Source organism: Acrocarpospora corrugata (genome assembly GCF_009687845.1).
GTDB classification, from domain to species: domain Bacteria; phylum Actinomycetota; class Actinomycetes; order Streptosporangiales; family Streptosporangiaceae; genus Acrocarpospora; species Acrocarpospora corrugata.
In genome coordinates this window covers 57,964-74,411 of sequence record NZ_BLAD01000039.1, presented here as the reverse complement: position 1 = coordinate 74,411, position 16,448 = coordinate 57,964, and the positions used below count along the sequence as shown (strand labels likewise).

Genomic DNA, 16,448 nt, shown 5'->3' with positions numbered 1-16,448 from the left:
TTCGCGATCGGGACGGGGGCCTCGCGCTACTCGCGCGCGTTCCACTTCCGCAGGGTTTCCACGCCCTCGCGGGCGTCGGCCGAGGTCAGCGCGCGGGCTTGAACGGTCAGCTCGATCCGTACGCCGTTGGGGTCGAAGATGTAGAGCGACTCCCACACCCCGTCGTGGTCGACGATGCCGACGCTCTCCACGCCCTTGGCGGCGAAGTGCTCCCGCCAGGCGTGGAGCTCCTCGATCGAGTCCACGTTGAGCGCGATGTGCCGGATCCAGGACGGCACCCCGTCGGGCTTCGGCTCGGGCAGGCCCTCCACCTCGAAGAAGGCGATGGCGCCCCCGTCGTGCAGCCCGAAGAACGTGTGCAGGTACGGCGTGCGCGCACCGCTGGAGGGCACCACGTCCAGCTGGATCGCGGCCAGGAACTCGCACTTCAGCACCTCGGTGTAGAAGTCGTGCGTGACCTGCGAGTTCCAGGTCGGGTAGGCGATGTGGTTGAGCGAGCGCGGTGCGCGCAGAGCGGCTGTCGCCATCATCACTCCTCGATCTTGTTCATTTATCGGACAACTAGTCCGAAATATGTTTTGATTGTGTGGCGATTCGTGCCGATCTGTCAACCGGGTCACAGCACCACGACGCCGCGCAGGGTGTCGCCGGCGATCAGCCGGTCGTAGCCCGCCTGGGCCTCGTCCAGCGGGTAGGCGCCGCTCACGTACTCCTCCAGCGGCAGCCGCCCGGCCAGGAAGAGCCCGGCCAGCAGCGGCAGGTCCCTGGCGGCCACGCAGTCGCCCCAGATCGAGACCCGGATCGAGCCGCCGGTCAGGAACAGGCGGCGCAGCGGCAGTTCGACCGTATCGCCCTGCCGGGGCGCGCCCACCACCACCAGCCGGGAGCCGGGGCCGCGCAGCTGGTCGGCGGTGCTGAAGGAGCCGGGGCCGCCGACCGCGTCGAGCACCACGTCCGCGCCCTGGCCGTCGGTCAGCTCCCGCACCTGGGCCACGGTCTCCTCCCGGGACGCGTCCACCACGTGGGTGGCGCCGAAACGCCGGGCCGCGTCGAGCTTGGCGGGGTTGACGTCCACCGCGATGATCCGCCGCGCGCCCGCGTAGGCCGCCCCGGCGACGGCCGCGACCCCCACCCCGCCGCACCCGAGCACCACCACGTCGTCGGCCGGGCCGACCTCGGCGGTGTTGACGGCGGCCCCGAACCCGCTCGGCACCCCGCACCCGAGCAGCGCCGCGACCCGCGAAGGCACCCGGGGATCGATCGCCACGGCCTGCCTGGCCGGCACGATGACCCGCTCGGCCAGACCGCCCACCCCGAGCACGGCGGTCGCCTCCGCGCCGTCGCCGAGCCGCACCCTGGGCCGCCGGGGCAGCCGGTCGGGGCAGCCCCGCGGGCGCCCGGCCGCGCACTGCCTGCACGTCCCGCACGCGACCATCGGGGCGACCACCACGCTGTCGCCGACGCTCAGGCCGGTCGCCGCCGGCCCCAGCCCGGCCACCCGCCCGGCCACCTCGTGCCCCACCAGGTAGGGAAAGTCGGTGCCCGACGTGCCGTGCATGAAGTGCACGTCGCTGTGGCACAGGCCGCAGGCGGTCACCTCGATCAGCACCTCGTCGCCCGCCGGCTCGCGGACGGGGATGTCCTCGATGCGCAGCGGCCCGTGCGCGGCCCTGGCGACGGCGCCTCGGTAGTAGGCGGGCATGGCGTCTCCTTGTTCATGGGTTCATGGGGGTCAGTGCCAGCGCGGCGCGTCGGCCGGGGCGGTGTCGATGAGCACGGTCTTGGTCTCGGTGTAGGCCTCGTGGCCGATGCGGCCCAGCTCCCGGCCGACGCCGGACAGGCCGACGCCGCCGATGGGCGCGTCCAGCGCGAGCGCGCCGTAGGAGTTGATCCAGAAATATCCGGACCTGACCTGCCGGGCGGTGGTCAGCGCCCGGTCGAGGTCACGGGTCCAGCAGCCGCCCACCAGGCCGAACGGCGAGTCGTTGGCCAGCGCCACCGCCTCCGCCGCGCCGCTGAACCGCTGCACGGTGAGGACCGGGCCGAACACCTCCTGGTAGACGATGTCGGGCGGCCGTTCCGCGATCTCCAGCACGGTGGGGGCGTAGTAGGCGCCGTCCGGGTGCAGCCCCGGCGGGCGGTCGCCCCCGGCCAGCACCCTGGCTCCCTGGGCGACGGCCTCCTCGACCATCACGTGCACCCGTTCGGCCTCGGCGGCCGAGATCAGCGTGCCCAGCCGGCTGTCCGGGTCGAACGGCGGGCCCACCCTGATCGAGCGGGCGAGCTCCACCACCCTGGCCGTGAACTCCGCCGCGATCGGCTCCTCGACCAGCAGCCGGGAGCCGGAGAAGCAGCGCTGCCCGGCGTTGCGGAAGATGCCGCCGACCGTGGCGTGCAGGGCGGCGTCCAGGTCGGCGTCGGCGTACACGATGTTCGCGGACTTGCCGCCCAGTTCGAGCAGCACCCGTTTCATGTCGTTGGCGGCCGAGCGCATCACCTGGCGGCCGACCGCGGTGCTGCCGGTGAAGGACACCATGGTCACCGCCGGGTGCCCGGCCAGCCGGCGGCCCACCTCGCCGGTGCCCTGGAGCACCTGGAGCAGTCCGGCGGGCAGGCCCGCGTCGGTGAGCAGCCCGGCGAACACGGGGGCGGCCAGCGGGCTGAGCTCGGGCGACTTGAGCAGGACCGCGTTGCCGGCCGCCAGCGCGGGCCCGACCTTCTGGGCGGCGAACACGAGCGGGCTGTTGAACGGGATGATCGCGGCGACCACGCCGACCGGCTCGCGGAAGACCATCCGGAGCGTGCCGCCGTCCATGGGCAGCGTGCTGCCCTCCAGGGTGGCGGCCCAGCCCGCCGCCGCGCGCAGGTGCGCCGCGGCCACCGCCACCTCGCCGTACGCCTCGGCCAGCGTCTTGCCGTTGTCCAGGGTGATCAGGTGCGCCAGCCGTACGGCCTGGGCCTCCAGCAGATCGGCGGCGGCGCGCAGGACCCGGGCCCGCTGGTGCGGTGCGGTGGCGGCCCAGGCCGGTTGGGCGCCGGCGGCTTCGCGTACGGCCGCGTCCACGAACTCCGGCGTGGCCTCCTGGACGGTGGCCAGCGGGGTGCCGTCGCCGGGGTGGCTGGTGACGAACTCCCGCCCGCCGCCCTGGCAGAGCGTGCCCGAGAGGTGACTGTGGGCCGCCGGAAGGGCGGCGGTGGCTAGGTGCGCGGTGAGGTTTGTGCTCAACGACTGCTCTCCTCAGGCGAATTCTGTGCCAGGGCCCAAGAGCATCCGCCGCCTGTTCCGCTACGAAGGGACCGCAACGTGCACTTTTGCCTCAGCTATCCGGCAACGTTACCATCGGACTCTTAGATATAGGACTTATCGTCCGATAATTGAAACTGCTCAAGGAGTCTCCGTGGAGTTCGCGAACCTCGGCCGCAGCGGTCTGACGATCAGCAGACTGGTCCTCGGCACCGACAACTTCGGCACCCAGACCACCGAGGCGGACGCCTTCGCGATCATGGATCGGGCCCACGAGCTCGGAATCAACGTGATCGACACGTCCAACGTGTACGGCTGGCGGTTCGGCGAGGGCCTGACCGAGCAGATCATCGGCCGCTGGCTGGCCCTCGGCGGCGGGCGCAGGGACCGGACCGTGCTCGCCACCAAGCTGTACGGCCGGATGGCCGACTGGCCCAACCACTCCGGCCTGTCCGCGCTGCACATCCGCCGGGCCTGCGAGGACTCGCTCCGCCGCCTGGGCACCGACCACATCGACCTCTACCAGCCGCACCACATCGACCGGAGCGTGCCGTGGGAGGAGATCTGGGAGGCGATGGAGATCCTGAAGACCCAGGGCAAGATCGTCTACGTGGGCTCATCCAACCATCCCGGCTGGCACATCGCCGGCGGCCAGGAGAGCGCGGCCAGGCGCGGCCATCTCGGCCTGGTCAGCGAGCAGACCATCTACAACCTGCTGGAACGCACCGCGGAACTGGAGGTGCTGCCCGCCTGCCGGCACTACGGCGTGGGCATGATGCCGTGGTCCCCGCTGGACGCCGGGCTGCTCGGCGGCATCCTGCGCAAGGAGCGCGAGAACCAGCTGGGCGCGCCGCTGCCCGGTGCCGGCCTGGCTCCGCACCGGGGCCGCCGCCTGGTCAAGCTGGACCGGCACCGCGCCGCCGTCCAGGCGTACGAGGACCTGTGCGCGGAGCTGGGCGAGGATCCCGCGGACGTGGCCCTGGCCTGGCTGCTGGGGCGGCCCGGGGTCACCGCGCCCATCATCGGACCCCGCACGACGGCGCAGCTCGACGCCGCCGTGCGGGCTTTCAAGGTGGCCCTGGACGAGGCGACGCTGGCCGGGCTCGACGAGATCTTCCCCGGTCCCGGCCCCGCGCCCGAGGCCTACTCCTGGTGACTCAGCGGAAGGTCTGCCGCAGGGCGAGCAGCCGTCGCGTGCCGATCTTCTCCAGGTGTTCCTGGTGGTCGGCGACCGAATGCACGAAGGTTTCCAGGTACTCCTTGGTGCGGTCCTGGGCGGCCAGGTCGCGGTACTCCACCAGGCGATCCCGGTCATAGCCGTAGTGGCCGGGGGAGGAGAGCGGGTACGCCCCGAACGGCGCGTGCGCCACCCGGTCCACGATGGCCCCGGGGATGGACACCAGGCGGGGGTCCGGCGCGGGGGCGTACTCGTCCAGGATCTCGTCGGAGCTGATGACGACGTGGTCGCAGGCCTTGGCCATGACGTCCTCGAAGCGGCGCTGACCGAAGATCTGGGCGTTGCCCTTCTGGTCGGTGACCTGGGCGTGGAACAGGCCGTAGTCGGCGCGGAGCGCGGGCACGGTGGTGACCGTGCGCCCGGTGTAGGGGTCGGTGGTGGTGCGGATGGCCGGGTTGACCTTGGGCAGGTCGGTGCCCTCGTACAGCGGGGGCAGCGGCAGGAACGGCAGGCGGCTCGCGCCGGCCCGGAAGCCGTACACGATGTAGGCCTCGTCGCCCTCGACGATGTCGATGGTCTGGTTCTCGGCGGCTCTGCGGTAGTTGGGGGCCAGGCCGAGGAACTCCAGGCCGACGTAGGAGACGTGCAGCCGCCGTACGCAGCCGGCCGCGATCAGCATGTCCACCGGCGCGCCCGCGCTGGGGGTCGGGATCAGTTCCAGGTCCCGGACCCCGCGCCGGATCAGCGCGTTGACCAGGGCCATCGGGCTGTTGTGCGAGTGCACTCCGCCGAGCGCGATCACGGCCCCGTCGGGGATGTCCGCGACCGCCTCCTCCGGGGTCGTCACCTTGTTCGCGGTCATCGCGCCTCCTCGGTCGCCTCGCCGAGCAGCGCGCCGGTCAGGCGCTTCAGCTCGGACCTTCTGATCTTTCCGCCCTCGTCCACCGGCAGGCCGGCGACGAACTCCACCCCGCGGGGACGCTTGTATCCGGCCAGCCGCTCGGCGCAGTAGCCGAGCACCCGCTCCTCGGTCAGGTCGCCGCCGGGCACCCGCTGCACCAGCGCCAGGACCGACTCGCCGAACCGCTCGTGCGGCACGCCGATCACCGCCGCCCTGGCCACGCCGGGGCAGGCCTGGAGCACCGCCTCGACCTCGCCGGCGTACACGTTCTGGGCGCCGGACCTGATCACGCCCTGGGCCCGGTCGGCCAGGTAGATGTAGCCGCGCGCGTCCCGCCAGGCGATGTCGCCCAGGCGGAGCCAGCCGTCCTTGAGCACCTGGCCGGTCAGCTCGGGCTGGCTCCAGTAGCCGGAGAAGACGCTGGCCGCCCTGATCCGCATCTCCCCGGTCTCCCTGGGGGCCACCTCGCGGTCGGCCTGGTCGAAGATCCTGACCTCGGCGTACGCGGCCGGGCGGCCGACCGGGACGATGGAGGTGGCCCCGGCGTCCAGGAAGTTGCGGTGGTCGTCGGGGGTGAGCAGCGCGGTGAAACCGCCCGCCTCCGTGGCGCCGAAGGCGTGGTAGAAGTCCACGCCGAGCGCCTCGGTCAGGGATCTGATCAGGCTCCAGGAGATGGACGCCCCGCCGTACCCGATCATCTTGAGCCGCCGGGCGGCGGGCAGGTCCAGGCCGGGTAACGCGCGGACCAGGTCGACCAGCATGGTCGGGACCAGGAAGGCGTGCTCGACGCCGTACGCGGCGATGTCCCGGACGAAGGCGGCGGGGTCGAAGCGCCGGCGCAGCAGCAGCGGCACGCCCAGGTAGGCGGTGGTGGTCACGTAGGACGCGCCGACGCCCAGGGTGAGCGGCACCGAGAGCCAGGTCGGCCCGCCGCGCGGCACGTCGACCTCGGCCAGGTAGTTGGCGGTGTGCGCGAGCTGCTGGTCGTGGGTGGCCATGCAGCCCTTGGGCGCGCCGGTGGTGCCGCTGGTGTAGCGCAGCGAGCGCAGGTCGCCGCCGCCGCCGGTCTCCGGCGCCGGGGTGGGGTCGCCGGCGGCGATCAGGTCGGCGAGTGCCGGGTGGCCGCCGCCTTCGGGGCCGTCCAGGCCGACGGTGAACACCGCGCGCACGCCGGGCAGCGCGGCGGCGGCCTCGACCGCGGCGGGGGTGTCGCAGATGACCGCGGACGCGCCCGAGTGGGCCAAGATGCGGGCGATCTCCGGTGCGGTCATCCGGGGGTTGATCCCGACGGCGACCAGGTTGATCTTCCATAGGCCGTAGAAGGCGGTCACGATGGGGTGGCTGTTGCCCAGCACCAGCGCCACTCGTTCCTGGGCGCGGTAGCCGAGCGCGGACAGCGCGTTGGCCAGGCGGTCGCTCTCGTGGTCGAGTTCGGCCCAGGTCAGTTGCCGCTCGTCGCAGATGACGGCGAGCCGGTCGCCGCGCCGGACCGCGTTCTGCCGCAGCAGGGTCTCGATTCGCATGAAGATTCCGTTCTCGTCGGCTCTCGTCAGCGCAGTGCCTGTTCCACCAGCTCGGCGACCAGGTCGGGGTGTTCGATGTGCGCGTTGTGCGCGGTGTCCGGCAGCACGGTGACCGGGCGGCCGAGGGCGTCGGCCAGGTCCCCGTACCGGATGCCGGGGTCGCGGTCGCCGCAGGCCAGCCGGACGGGGCAGCCGGCGCGGGCGGCCAGCGCGGCCAGTTCGGCGGCGGTCGCCGGGGGCGCGGCGGTGATCCGGGGGTCGCCGGACAGCCGGTAGCCGCCCTCGGCGACGGTGATCCCGCTGTCCAGGTCCTCCTCGGTGAAGCCCGCGCCCATCCCGGAGATCAGCCCGAACAGTTCGCGGGCCCGCTCCGGGCCGGGGTGGATCCGGATCGGCCGGGTCGCGGCGGCGGCCCGGCGGGTCAGTTCGGCCTCGGTCCAGCTCACCTTCATGGCCAGGACCAGGACGGACGCCGGGGTCACCCCGCGGGTGCCGTCCGCGAGGGCCAGCGCGACCATCGCGCCCAGGGAGTGGCCGACCAGGTGCACCGGGTGGTCGGCCGCGTTTTCGCGGATCGCGGCGGCCACCGAGTCGGCGTAGCCGGCCGGGGAGTAGTCGAGCTGCCAGCGGGAGCGGCCGTGGCCGGGCAGGTCGGCGAGGAGCCAGCCGGCGTCGGGGCGGCGCCCGGCCAGCGCGCGGGTGAGCGGCTTCCAGACCGCCGCCGAGGCGGCGGAGCCGTGCAGGAACACCACCGTCGGACCAGGGCCACCGCCGGACTCCAGGTGAATGCCTGAACCGGCCCGCGCCACTTTCATGATCCCTCCGGGGCGAAGAAGTCCAGCACCGCGTCGGTGAACGCGGCGGCCCGTTCGATCTGCGGGTAGTGGCCGCTGCCGGCGATGGTGACCGTGCGCGCGCCGGGGATCTGGGCGGCCAGTTCGCGCCAGGTGCCGTCCGGCACCAGCCGGTCGTGCTCACCGCGGATCAGGCAGGTGGGTACGGCGACGCCGCCATAGTCGCGGGCGGGCGGGCGGCGGTCGCCGCGCCGCATGGGTGAGCGCAGGTTCGCCGCCGCCGCCGTCTCCCACGCGCCGGGGATGGCGGCGAAGCCGTACCGGCGGCGCAGGTAGTCCTCGTCGTCCCGCCAGCGCGGGTCGTGGAAGAGCACGTCCATGGACGGGCGCAGGCCCTCCAGGGTGCCGTCGAAGTTCTCCAGGACCTTCCGGGCGTCCGCGGCGGGGGCGGCCAGGCCGATCCCGGCCACGGCCATCGCCCGGATCGGCCAGCTCGGCGCGGGGTGGCCGGCCACGTCGAGCAGCATCCGCCCGCTGAGCGAGGTGCCGACGAAGTACGCGGAGTCGATGCCGAGGGCGCCCAGCACGCCGGTGATCTGGCGGAGCATCAGGCGTCGCTGGCCGCCGAAGTCGCGGAGCTTGGCGCTGTGGCCGTAGCCGACGAAGTCCAGGGCCAGGACCCGGTGGCGAGCCGCCAGGGCGGGGATGCAGTGTTCCCAGGTGATCTCGGCGGCGGCGCCGTACTCGCCGCCGTGCAGGAGGATCAGCGGGGGGCCGTCGCCGGCCTCCAGGTAGTGGGTGGGGTAGCCGTCCACCACGAGGCGGCGGCTGTTCATGCCGTGGCGGGGTAGCGGCGCAGCACGCCGTCGGTGTCGACCTCGGTCCGCAGCAGGCGCAGTTCCTCCTCGGTCGGCGGGTCGACGGTGGTCACGTCGTCGGCGATCAGTAACTCGAAGCCGGTGGCCGCCCGGATCCGCTCGACGTCGCTCCACGGGTGCACCTTGATCAGTCGCATCCGGCGGCTCTCCGGTTCGAAGTCGAACACGCCCAGCGGGGTGAACACCCGGCGGGGGCCGTCGGACTCGGGGCGGAAGACCTTGCTCCGGGAGTCGCCGCCGTCCAGCCAGCCGGCCCCGCTGACGAAGTCCACCTTGTCGACGAAGATTCGCGGCGTGTGGTGCTCGGTGTAGATGTAGCTGGTCTTGAAGCCGCCGAGGAAGATCAGCCCGATCGTGCCGGGCCCGCGCACCTTGGGCTTCTCCCACGGGCCGATCACTGCCATGTTGAGATTGCCGTGTTTGTCGATCTGCATGCCGCCCAGGAACGCGAAGTCGAACTTGATCGCGGTCTCGAAGTCCACCACGTCGTCCAGGCTGAACTGGTACTCGCTGGTCACCAGGTTGCGGTAGTCGGCGGAGGACTCGGTGAGCCGCCGCATCTTCGGGTTCATCGCGCCGCTGCCGCCGCAGAAGAAGGACAGGTTCGGCGCGTGGGTGAGCTGCGCCAGCCGCAGCCCGGCCACGGGGATGTGCGAGGCGGCGCCCACGGAGCCGAAGTCGCCGTCGGCCATCTCGTGCGCGATGGAGATCGCCATCATCTCGGCCCAGGTGTAAGTCGTGTCCGGCACGTGACCCCCATGGAAGCTTGCCATGATGAAATTTCGCATTTATCGTACATCAAGTCCGCAATGTGTACACACCCTGCAAAGTGTCGGGTGCCGCTGTCAAGAGGAACGACATGACGCGACCCACCGCGATCGAGCGCGCCCTGCACGGGCTGGTCGATCTGCACTGCCACTCCGGGCCCAACCCGCTCCCGCGCCGGTTCGACCATGTGGCCGCCGCCCGGGACGGCGAGCGGCTGGGCATGCGGGCGCTGCTGGCCAAGTCCCACCACCACAACACGGTGATGGACCTGCTCGCCATGCGGGACCTGCTGGCCCCGCTCAGCACCCGGGTGTACGGCGGGATCGCCCTCAACAACCAGGTCGGCGGCATCAATCCGTACGCGGTGGAGATGTGCCTGCGGATGGGCGGGCGGTGTGTGTGGTTCCCCACCATCTCCTCCAGCGCGCACATCGACCACCACAACTCCGGCGGCGGCTTCCCCAAGCCGACCATCCCGCTCTCGGTGGCCCAGGTCGACGTGCGCGGTCCCGGCGGCGCGCTGATCCCCGAGGTCGGCCGGGTGCTGGACGTGGTCGCCGAAGCCGGGGCGCTGCTCTCCGCCGGGCACCTGGCCCCTGGCGACATCCTGGAGGTCTTCGCCGCCGCGCGGGACCGGGGCGTGCGGCGGCTGGTGGTCAGCCACCCGAACTTCGTGATCGGCTCGGATCCGGCGCAGTGCCGCGAGTTCATCGGGCTCGGCGCGTACATCGAGCACGAGACCAGCATGTACGACCCCGAGGTGGCCAACGCGAGATGGTCGCCCCGGCAGCTGCTCGACTGGATCGAGCAGGTCGGGCCCGAGCACACCGTGCTCGCCTCCGACCTCGGCCAGCAGGGGCGGCCGATGCCGGTGGACTCCTTCCTCCGGGTCGGCGCCGCGCTGCTGGATCTCGGGCTGCCGGAGAAGGACCTGCGGCGGATCGTGCGTACCAATCCCTCCTATCTCCTCGGTCTCGACGACTGAAGAAAGGACCCGCATGTACAGCGCAACCGACCCGCGCTCCGCGCTCGACGCGGGGAGCCCGGCCGGCGACCCGAACGCGCCGATCGCCGAGCTGGCCACCTTCGAGTTCCTGGACCTGCCGCCCCAGGAGAGCACCGCACGCGGCGGCAGGACCTGGTACGCGCGCGGCCAGAACCTGGCCATCGCCTACAGCCTCCTGGCCGACGGCGACACCCTCCGCCGCACCGCCGCCGAGCAGCGCGAGGAGTACCTGGTGATCCTGCCGGACGACGCGACCACCATCGAGGTCACGGCCTCCGCGGAACGCCGGACGGTGTCCGGCGGCGGCCTGGTCGTCGTGCCGCCGGGGGACAGCGAGATCACCGCGCGCGGCGACGCCCAGCTGTTCCGGCTGTTCGACGCGCGCAGCACCGACGTGCTGGCCCGCTGCGTCAACGCCGCGTCCTACGCCGAGCCGCATCCGCGGGTGGCCCTCCTGGAGCCGTGGCCGGACCCGCCCGCCGGGCACCGGCTGCGCGTCTACCGCACCGCCGACCACCCGAGGGAGCCGGGCAGGTTCGGCCGGATCTTCCGGACCAGCTCCTTCATGGTCAACTTCGGCGACCCCGCCGACGGGCCGCGCGACCCCGACCGGCTCTCCCCGCACCACCACGACGACTTCGAGCAGTGCTCGCTGACCGTGGCCGGCGACTACGTCCACCACGTCCGCACTCCGTGGACGACGAAACTGTCCCAGTGGCGCGCGGACGAGCACGCCCGGGTGGGCAGCCCGTCGGCCGCGATCATCCCGCCGCCCTCCGTGCACACCAGCCAGGCCGTGGGCTCCGGGCGGCATCTGCTCATCGACGTGTTCAGCCCGCCGCGCGCGGACTTCTCGGCCAAGGCCGGGTGGGTGCTCAACGCCGGGGAGTACCCGGCGCCAGGGGAGCCTGGGTGACCTTCTTCGGGAGCGCCCCCAGGCTGGGCACCTGGATCAAGCTGGCCACCGTCGAGAGCGTCGAGATCATGGCCCACGCCGGGTTCGACTTCGTGGTCATCGATCTCGAACACGCGCCGCTGGACCTGGGCCTGACCGCCCAGATGATCAGCATGGCCGCCGCATCCGGGGTGGCTCCGCTGGTCCGGGTGCCCGACCACCAGCCCTCCTCCATCCAGCGGGTGCTGGACGCCGGGGCCAGGGGCATTCTGGTTCCCCGGGTGGACTCGGCCGAGGACGCCAGGCGGGTGGTTTCGGCCGTGCGGTTCCCGCCACTCGGCAGCCGGGGCTCGGGCGGAACCAGCAGGGCCGGGCGGTGGGGGCTCACTCCCCGGGCCGAGTACGTGCGGGCCGGCAACGAGGACGTGATCTGTGTCCCGCAGCTGGAGAGCCCCGCCGCGGTGGCCGCGGCGGACGACATCCTGGCCGTGCCCGGGGTGGACGCGGTGTTCCTGGGCGCGGGGGATCTGTCGCTCGCCCTCGGCGTGGAGATGGCCGACCCCGAGCTGCAGGGGCTGCTGGGCAGGGCCAGGGCGGCTGCCGCACGGGCGGGCAAGCCCTGCGGCGCGGCCAGCGTGGACGCGGCCTCCGCCGCGCGGGCCGTAGCCCTCGGCCACCAGTTCGTGATCATGGGCAACGACGTCACCATGCTGGCCCGCACCGCCCGCACGATGGTCCACTCCTTCCACAAGGAGGAGCCGTGACCTCGATCACCGGAAGCTGGCGTCTCGACGACTACTACATGGAAAGCGACGGCCCCGACGGCACTCGGCCACTCGGCGACGCCCCGCTCGGCCGGCTCCTGTACGGCCCCGACGGCTACATGGCCGTCCAGTACATGCCAGGAGACCGGCCGCCGCTGGCCACCCCCAACTGGCGCTGGGCGACCGACGCCGAACGCCTTGAGGCGGTCCGCGGCTACGGCGCCTACAGCGGCAGGTACGAATGGCGCGGTGACCTGGTCCTGCACCACATCGAAGCCGCCCTCTACCCCAACTGGATCGGCGTCACCCTGGTCCGCCGGGCCGTCCTGACCGAATCCCGGCTGGTCCTGCGCGCCGAACGCGGCCACGGCGATCCCCCCACCCCCGTCCTCGTCTGGGAACGCCTCTCATGCTGATCGACGCGCACGCGCACCTGACCGTCAACGACCCCGCCTACCCGAGCCACCGCGAGGTCACCGACCCGATGACGGCGGAGCGGCTGCTGGCCGCGCTGGACGAGCACGGGCTCGCCGCCGCCGTCGCGGTGCAGCGAGCGCACGTGTTCGGGTTCGACAACAGCTACGTGGTCGACTCGGCCGCGCGGCATCCGGACCGGCTGGCGGCCATGTGCGTGGTCGACGCGCAGGCTCCGGACGCCGAGACGACGGTACGCCGCTGGGCCGGGCGCGGCGCGGTGGCGATGCGGCTCACCGCCCCCGGCGGCAACCAGCACGGCGGCCCCGGCGGGACGGACTGGTTCGCGGGGCCCTCGGCACGGCGGGTCTGGCGGTCGGCCGCCGAGCTCGGGCTTTCGATGTGCCTGCACATCTACCGGTGGAACCGCGACGACTGCCTGCGCGCCCTGCCCGATGTCGTACGCGAGTTCCCTGGCACGCCCGTCGTGCTCGACCACATCGCCAGCGTGGAGCCCGACCGGCCGGAGGCGCTGCTCGCGCTGACCGACCTGGCCGAGGTGCACGTCAAAGTCACCACCCTCAACTACGCCCGGCTGCCGGACGCCCCGGCGGACGTCGTCACCTGGCTGGTGTCCCGCTTCGGGGCCGGGCGGGTGCTGTGGGGCTCGGACGTCACGCAGACCCCGGTCGGTTACCCGGACATGGTCAGACTCGGCCGCGAGTCGGTGGCCGGCCTCAAACCCGAAGACGCCGCCCTGGTCCTCGGCGGCGCCGCGGCCCGCCTGTACGGCCTATGACACCGCTGGTCGACACCCACGTCCACCTGTTCGACCGGACGCTGCCGCTGGCACCCGGGGCCTGGACCCGGCCCGAGGGCGACCTGACCACCGAGGCGTACGCGCGGATGATGGACGCACACGGCGTCGGCCACGCGGTCATCTCGGCGATGAGCCTGCTCGCCGACCGGAACGCGTACACGCTGGCCGCGCTCCGCGCGAACCGGCGGCTGCGCGGCACCATCGACGCAGAACCGGGCACCGACCTGATAGCCGACCTGACACCGGCCGAGGGTGTCGTCGGCGTGCGCTTCCAGTGGCGTCGCCGCGCGGACCTCCCCGACCTGACCGGGCCCGGCTACCGCGCGCTCCTGCGCCAGGTCGCCGCCCTGGACTGGCACGTCGAGCTCAACATCGAGTCGGCGCGGCTGCCGCCGGTCCTGGGCGCGCTGCTGGCGGCCGGGGTGAAGGTGGTCGTGGACCATTTCGGCGACCCGCACCCGGAGACCGGCTATGCCAACCCCGGCGGCGCGGCCCTGCTGCGCGGCCTGGTCACCGGGCAGGTCTGGGCGAAACTGTCGGCCGGATACCGATTCCGCGTCCCCGCCGCCACCCTGGCCGGATACGCCGAGACACTCCTGGCCGCCGCCGGACCCGACCATCTGTTCTGGGGCAGCGACGCCCCTTTCGTCGGCGCGCGGCGGCCGGTCACCTACCGGGACGCGGTGGACTCCTTCGCGGCCACCGTGCCCGATCCTGCCGTCCGCGACCGGATCACACAGGCGTCCCTGGCCTTCTATTTCTAGCGTGCCTGGTGACTCTGGAAGTGCTCGGCGAACCCGGCGAAGTCCGCGGCCAGCTGGTCCGCCGTCCAGCCGCCCTCCCGGTAGGTCGTGAACTCCTCCTTCGGGTGCCCCCAGACGGCGAACTTGTCGCCGCCAAAGCCGAAATACTGCCCGGTGATCCCGGCCGACTCCGCCGAGGACAGGTAGACCACCAGCGGAGCCACGTCCTGAACCGTCCCGATGCCCTTGCGGCGCAGCTCGGGCGGGACCGGGGCGCCGGCCTCCACCTGGGCCACCACCTCGGTCAGGTTGGGGATGGTCGCCGCCATCCGGGTCAGCGCGATCGGCACGATGGCGTTCACCGTCACCCCGGCCTTGGCCAGTTCGATCGACCAGACCCGGACCATGGCGATGATCGCCGCCTTGGACGCCGCGTACGCGGTCTGCCCGAAGCCGCCGTACTGGCCGGCCGGTGAGCCGACCAGGATCAGCCGGCCGCCGCCGCCCTGCTCGCGGAACCGGGCGGCGGCGGCCCGGCCGCAGGTGAAGGTGCCGCGCACGTGGCTGTCCACCACCAGGTCGAACTCCGCGTCGGTGACCTTGCCGAGGGTGCGGTCGCGGAGCGCCCCCGCGTTGGTGCACATCACGTCCAGCCGGCCGAATTCGGCGACGGCCCGGCGGACCAGCGCGTCCGCGGACTCCGCCGTGCCGACCGCGCACACCTCGGCCACGGCCCGGCCGCCCGCGCCGGTGATCGCGGCCACGGTCTCGTCCGCCGCGTCCTTGTCGATGTCGTTGACCACCACGCCCGCGCCGGCGGCGGCCAGCGCCTCGGCGTACGCGCGGCCGAGGCCCCGGCCGGAGCCGGTGACGATCGCGACCTTGTCGTCGAGCCGCACAGTCATCCCTTTCTTTGCGTGTCGAGTGGGGGCGCCCCACGCGGGCGCCCCCGGGAGTCATGAGCTGATCTTCAAGGGGGCGAAGTCGTAGTCGCCCGTCACCGGCACGTTCATGCCGGTGACTCCCTTGCGGAAGGCGGCCACGTAGGTGACGCCGCAGACCGGCACCACCGGCGGGCCCACCTCCAGGACCTTCTTGAAGATCTCCTGGAGCGGCGCGGCCCGCTGGGTCACGTCGTCGCTCACCCGCGCTTTGGCGAGCAGCTCGGCGCCGCCCGGCAGTTCGAAGCCGCCGGGGTTGTAGAGGCCGCCCTTGAGGTAGAAGTCGGCGACGAACTGGCTCGGGTCGGGCCGTCCGGCCTGGAGCAGCGAGACGGTGGCGGTGAACTTGCCGGTCCTGCGCGCGTTCACCATCTGCTGGAATTCCAGGACCTTGATGTTGACCTTGATGCCGACCTGCTGCAGCTGGGCCTGGAGCGCCTGCGCCAGGGTCTGGTAGGAGGTGTTGGGGCCGACCTCCAGCTGCATCTCGAAGCCGCCGGGGAAGCCCGCCTCGGCCAGCAGCTGCTTGGCCTTGGCCGGGTCGTAGTACTGCTTGACGTCGTTCAGCTCTGGCACGTTCGCCCAGAATCCCTGCTGGAGCGGCTGTACGGCCGGCGCGCACGAGCTGGCGTACAGGTTCTTGCTGATGGACTCGCGGTCGATCGCGTACAGCATGGCCTGGCGGATCTTCGGGTCGCTCAGCTTGTCGGAGCCGGTGTTGATCAGGATGCCGTTGAAGGTGGTGTTCGGCCCCTTGATCACGGTCAGTCCTGCCGCCTCGGACTCCTTGATCTGGCCGGGCGTGATGGACGTGCCGTCCGCCTGCCCCGACTTGACCGCGCGCAGCCGGGTGGACTCGTCGGAGTAGAGCGCCATCTCGATGCCGCCGATGGTGATCCGCTGGGCGTCCCAGTAGCCGTCGAACCGCTTGAAGGACACCTTGCCCTCACTGAGGGTGTCCAGCTGGAAAGGCCCGGTGCCCACCGGCTTGCCGGTCAGCCCCGGGTCGGTGAGCGCGCTCGGCGCGACCACGATGCCCGCCTCCCCGGCCAGCACGTTGATCATGTAGCCGGACGGCTCCTTGAAGGTCAGCTTGACCTGGTCGGGGGCGAGCGCCTCGACCTGGTCCAGGCCCGCCAGGGTGCCGGCCAGCGCCCCCTCCTTCTTGTACGCCTCCAGGGACGCCTTCACGGCCTCGGCGTTGAGTTCCTCGCCGTTGTGGAACTTCACGCCCTGCCGCAGCTTGAAGGTGATCGTCTTGTTCTCGTCCCCGAGCTGCCACTCGGTGGCCAGACCCGGCGCGAGTTCCCCTGCGGGGGTCCGGTTGATCAGGCTCTCGTAGACGACGTCCAGGAAGACGGGGTCCAGCGGCGCCGACTTGCGGGGATCGAAGGAGGTCGGCATGCCCGGCACCGCCCACCTCAGAATGGCGTCGCGGTCGAATCCCGCCGCGTTTCCCTGTGTGCTCCCGCCGGAACCTGCTCCGGTTCCGGTCCCGCCGCCGCACCCGGCGACGGCGAGACCTAAGGCGAGAATCACACCGGCCGATTTGACTGACGTTCGTTTCACGGCCTTGCCTC

At 72.3% G+C, this 16,448-nt stretch carries 17 protein-coding genes; 7 read left to right on the top strand and 10 right to left on the bottom strand.

Features of this window, described 5'->3' with window-relative positions; genetic code table 11:
- Positions 1 to 26: 26 nt before the first annotated feature.
- The 3 genes from Acor_RS06385 to Acor_RS06375 all read right to left on the bottom strand — a co-directional run bounded on the left by Acor_RS06385 (position 27) and on the right by Acor_RS06375 (position 3,226).
- Positions 27 to 527: a VOC family protein gene (locus Acor_RS06385; protein WP_170316808.1), complete on the bottom strand. Its 501-nt coding sequence runs from the start codon at positions 525 to 527 to the stop codon at positions 27 to 29.
- 89 nt (positions 528 to 616) lie between these two features.
- Entirely contained in the window at positions 617 to 1,702 is a 1,086-nt protein-coding gene (locus Acor_RS06380) for a zinc-binding dehydrogenase (RefSeq protein ID WP_155335608.1), read from the bottom strand.
- 30 nt (positions 1,703 to 1,732) lie between these two features.
- Positions 1,733 to 3,226 (bottom strand): aldehyde dehydrogenase family protein, encoded by a 1,494-nt coding sequence (locus tag Acor_RS06375; RefSeq protein WP_155335607.1) that lies wholly within the window; start codon positions 3,224 to 3,226, stop codon positions 1,733 to 1,735.
- 172 nt (positions 3,227 to 3,398) lie between these two features.
- Between Acor_RS06375 and Acor_RS06370 the strand changes: the two genes are divergently transcribed.
- Complete coding sequence (locus Acor_RS06370; RefSeq protein WP_155335606.1) at positions 3,399 to 4,400, top strand: aldo/keto reductase; 1,002 nt, start codon at positions 3,399 to 3,401, stop codon at positions 4,398 to 4,400.
- Between the two features lies 1 nt (position 4,401).
- Here Acor_RS06370 and Acor_RS06365 read toward each other — a convergent pair whose 3' ends face one another.
- Genes Acor_RS06365 through Acor_RS06345 form a run of 5 tightly spaced genes read right to left on the bottom strand, consistent with a single transcriptional unit; the run spans position 4,402 to position 9,266 of the window.
- Entirely contained in the window at positions 4,402 to 5,283 is an 882-nt protein-coding gene (locus Acor_RS06365) for a CoA transferase subunit A (protein WP_155335605.1), read from the bottom strand.
- Positions 5,280 to 6,845, bottom strand: a complete 1,566-nt coding sequence (locus tag Acor_RS06360) for a class I adenylate-forming enzyme family protein (protein WP_155335604.1) — start codon at positions 6,843 to 6,845, stop codon at positions 5,280 to 5,282. Before Acor_RS06360 ends, Acor_RS06365 begins: the two co-directional genes overlap by 4 nt.
- A gap of 26 nt (positions 6,846 to 6,871) precedes the next feature.
- A complete protein-coding gene (locus Acor_RS06355) occupies positions 6,872 to 7,660 on the bottom strand; it encodes an alpha/beta fold hydrolase (protein WP_155335603.1) in 789 nt (262 codons plus the stop codon).
- Positions 7,657 to 8,475, bottom strand: coding sequence for an alpha/beta fold hydrolase (locus Acor_RS06350; RefSeq protein ID WP_155335602.1), 819 nt, complete (start codon positions 8,473 to 8,475; stop codon positions 7,657 to 7,659). The genes Acor_RS06355 and Acor_RS06350 overlap by 4 nt, the downstream gene beginning before the upstream one ends.
- Complete coding sequence (locus Acor_RS06345) at positions 8,472 to 9,266, bottom strand: CoA-transferase subunit beta (protein ID WP_170316807.1); 795 nt, start codon at positions 9,264 to 9,266, stop codon at positions 8,472 to 8,474. The genes Acor_RS06350 and Acor_RS06345 overlap by 4 nt, the downstream gene beginning before the upstream one ends.
- A gap of 110 nt (positions 9,267 to 9,376) precedes the next feature.
- On the opposite strand from Acor_RS06345, the gene Acor_RS06340 reads away from it, so the two are divergent.
- Genes Acor_RS06340 through Acor_RS06315 form a run of 6 tightly spaced genes read left to right on the top strand, consistent with a single transcriptional unit; the run spans position 9,377 to position 13,948 of the window.
- Positions 9,377 to 10,270 carry a DUF6282 family protein gene (locus Acor_RS06340; protein WP_155335600.1) on the top strand — a complete coding sequence of 298 codons (894 nt, stop codon included), beginning with the start codon at positions 9,377 to 9,379 and terminating at the stop codon, positions 10,268 to 10,270.
- A 13-nt stretch (positions 10,271 to 10,283) separates the two neighbouring features.
- The gene (locus tag Acor_RS06335) at positions 10,284 to 11,207 is read left to right on the top strand and encodes a cupin domain-containing protein (protein WP_155335599.1); all 924 of its coding nucleotides are present in this window, start codon (positions 10,284 to 10,286) and stop codon (positions 11,205 to 11,207) included.
- Positions 11,204 to 11,950, top strand: coding sequence for an HpcH/HpaI aldolase family protein (locus Acor_RS06330; RefSeq protein WP_155335598.1), 747 nt, complete (start codon positions 11,204 to 11,206; stop codon positions 11,948 to 11,950). The genes Acor_RS06335 and Acor_RS06330 overlap by 4 nt, the downstream gene beginning before the upstream one ends.
- Complete coding sequence (locus tag Acor_RS06325) at positions 11,947 to 12,366, top strand: lipocalin-like domain-containing protein (RefSeq protein WP_155335597.1); 420 nt, start codon at positions 11,947 to 11,949, stop codon at positions 12,364 to 12,366. The genes Acor_RS06330 and Acor_RS06325 overlap by 4 nt, the downstream gene beginning before the upstream one ends.
- The gene (locus Acor_RS06320) at positions 12,360 to 13,163 is read left to right on the top strand and encodes an amidohydrolase family protein (protein ID WP_155335596.1); all 804 of its coding nucleotides are present in this window, start codon (positions 12,360 to 12,362) and stop codon (positions 13,161 to 13,163) included. Before Acor_RS06325 ends, Acor_RS06320 begins: the two co-directional genes overlap by 7 nt.
- Complete coding sequence (locus tag Acor_RS06315) at positions 13,160 to 13,948, top strand: amidohydrolase family protein (RefSeq protein WP_155335595.1); 789 nt, start codon at positions 13,160 to 13,162, stop codon at positions 13,946 to 13,948. Before Acor_RS06320 ends, Acor_RS06315 begins: the two co-directional genes overlap by 4 nt.
- Here the strand turns inward: Acor_RS06315 and Acor_RS06310 are convergent.
- Positions 13,945 to 14,832 carry an SDR family NAD(P)-dependent oxidoreductase gene (locus Acor_RS06310; protein ID WP_246238464.1) on the bottom strand — a complete coding sequence of 296 codons (888 nt, stop codon included), beginning with the start codon at positions 14,830 to 14,832 and terminating at the stop codon, positions 13,945 to 13,947. The two genes, Acor_RS06315 and Acor_RS06310, sit on opposite strands and share 4 nt — an antisense overlap.
- Before the next feature lie 51 nt (positions 14,833 to 14,883).
- Entirely contained in the window at positions 14,884 to 16,437 is a 1,554-nt protein-coding gene (locus tag Acor_RS06305) for an ABC transporter substrate-binding protein (RefSeq protein ID WP_155335594.1), read from the bottom strand.
- Positions 16,438 to 16,448 lie beyond the last annotated feature (11 nt).

What these genes read in the sequence shown, in the direction of transcription:
- Acor_RS06385 (WP_170316808.1), bottom strand. Translation starts at nt 527, where the DNA reads ATGGCGACAGCCGCTCTGCGCGCACCGCGCTCGCTCAACCACATCGCC.
- Acor_RS06380 (WP_155335608.1), bottom strand. Translation starts at nt 1,702, where the DNA reads ATGCCCGCCTACTACCGAGGCGCCGTCGCCAGGGCCGCGCACGGGCCG.
- Acor_RS06365 (WP_155335605.1), bottom strand. Translation starts at nt 5,283, where the DNA reads ATGACCGCGAACAAGGTGACGACCCCGGAGGAGGCGGTCGCGGACATC.
- Acor_RS06360 (WP_155335604.1), bottom strand. Translation starts at nt 6,845, where the DNA reads ATGCGAATCGAGACCCTGCTGCGGCAGAACGCGGTCCGGCGCGGCGAC.
- Acor_RS06355 (WP_155335603.1), bottom strand. Translation starts at nt 7,660, where the DNA reads ATGAAAGTGGCGCGGGCCGGTTCAGGCATTCACCTGGAGTCCGGCGGT.
- Acor_RS06350 (WP_155335602.1), bottom strand. Translation starts at nt 8,475, where the DNA reads ATGAACAGCCGCCGCCTCGTGGTGGACGGCTACCCCACCCACTACCTG.
- Acor_RS06340 (WP_155335600.1), top strand. Translation starts at nt 9,377, where the DNA reads ATGACGCGACCCACCGCGATCGAGCGCGCCCTGCACGGGCTGGTCGAT.
- Acor_RS06335 (WP_155335599.1), top strand. Translation starts at nt 10,284, where the DNA reads ATGTACAGCGCAACCGACCCGCGCTCCGCGCTCGACGCGGGGAGCCCG.
- Acor_RS06320 (WP_155335596.1), top strand. Translation starts at nt 12,360, where the DNA reads ATGCTGATCGACGCGCACGCGCACCTGACCGTCAACGACCCCGCCTAC.
- Acor_RS06315 (WP_155335595.1), top strand. Translation starts at nt 13,160, where the DNA reads ATGACACCGCTGGTCGACACCCACGTCCACCTGTTCGACCGGACGCTG.
- Acor_RS06310 (WP_246238464.1), bottom strand. Translation starts at nt 14,832, where the DNA reads ATGACTGTGCGGCTCGACGACAAGGTCGCGATCGTCACCGGCTCCGGC.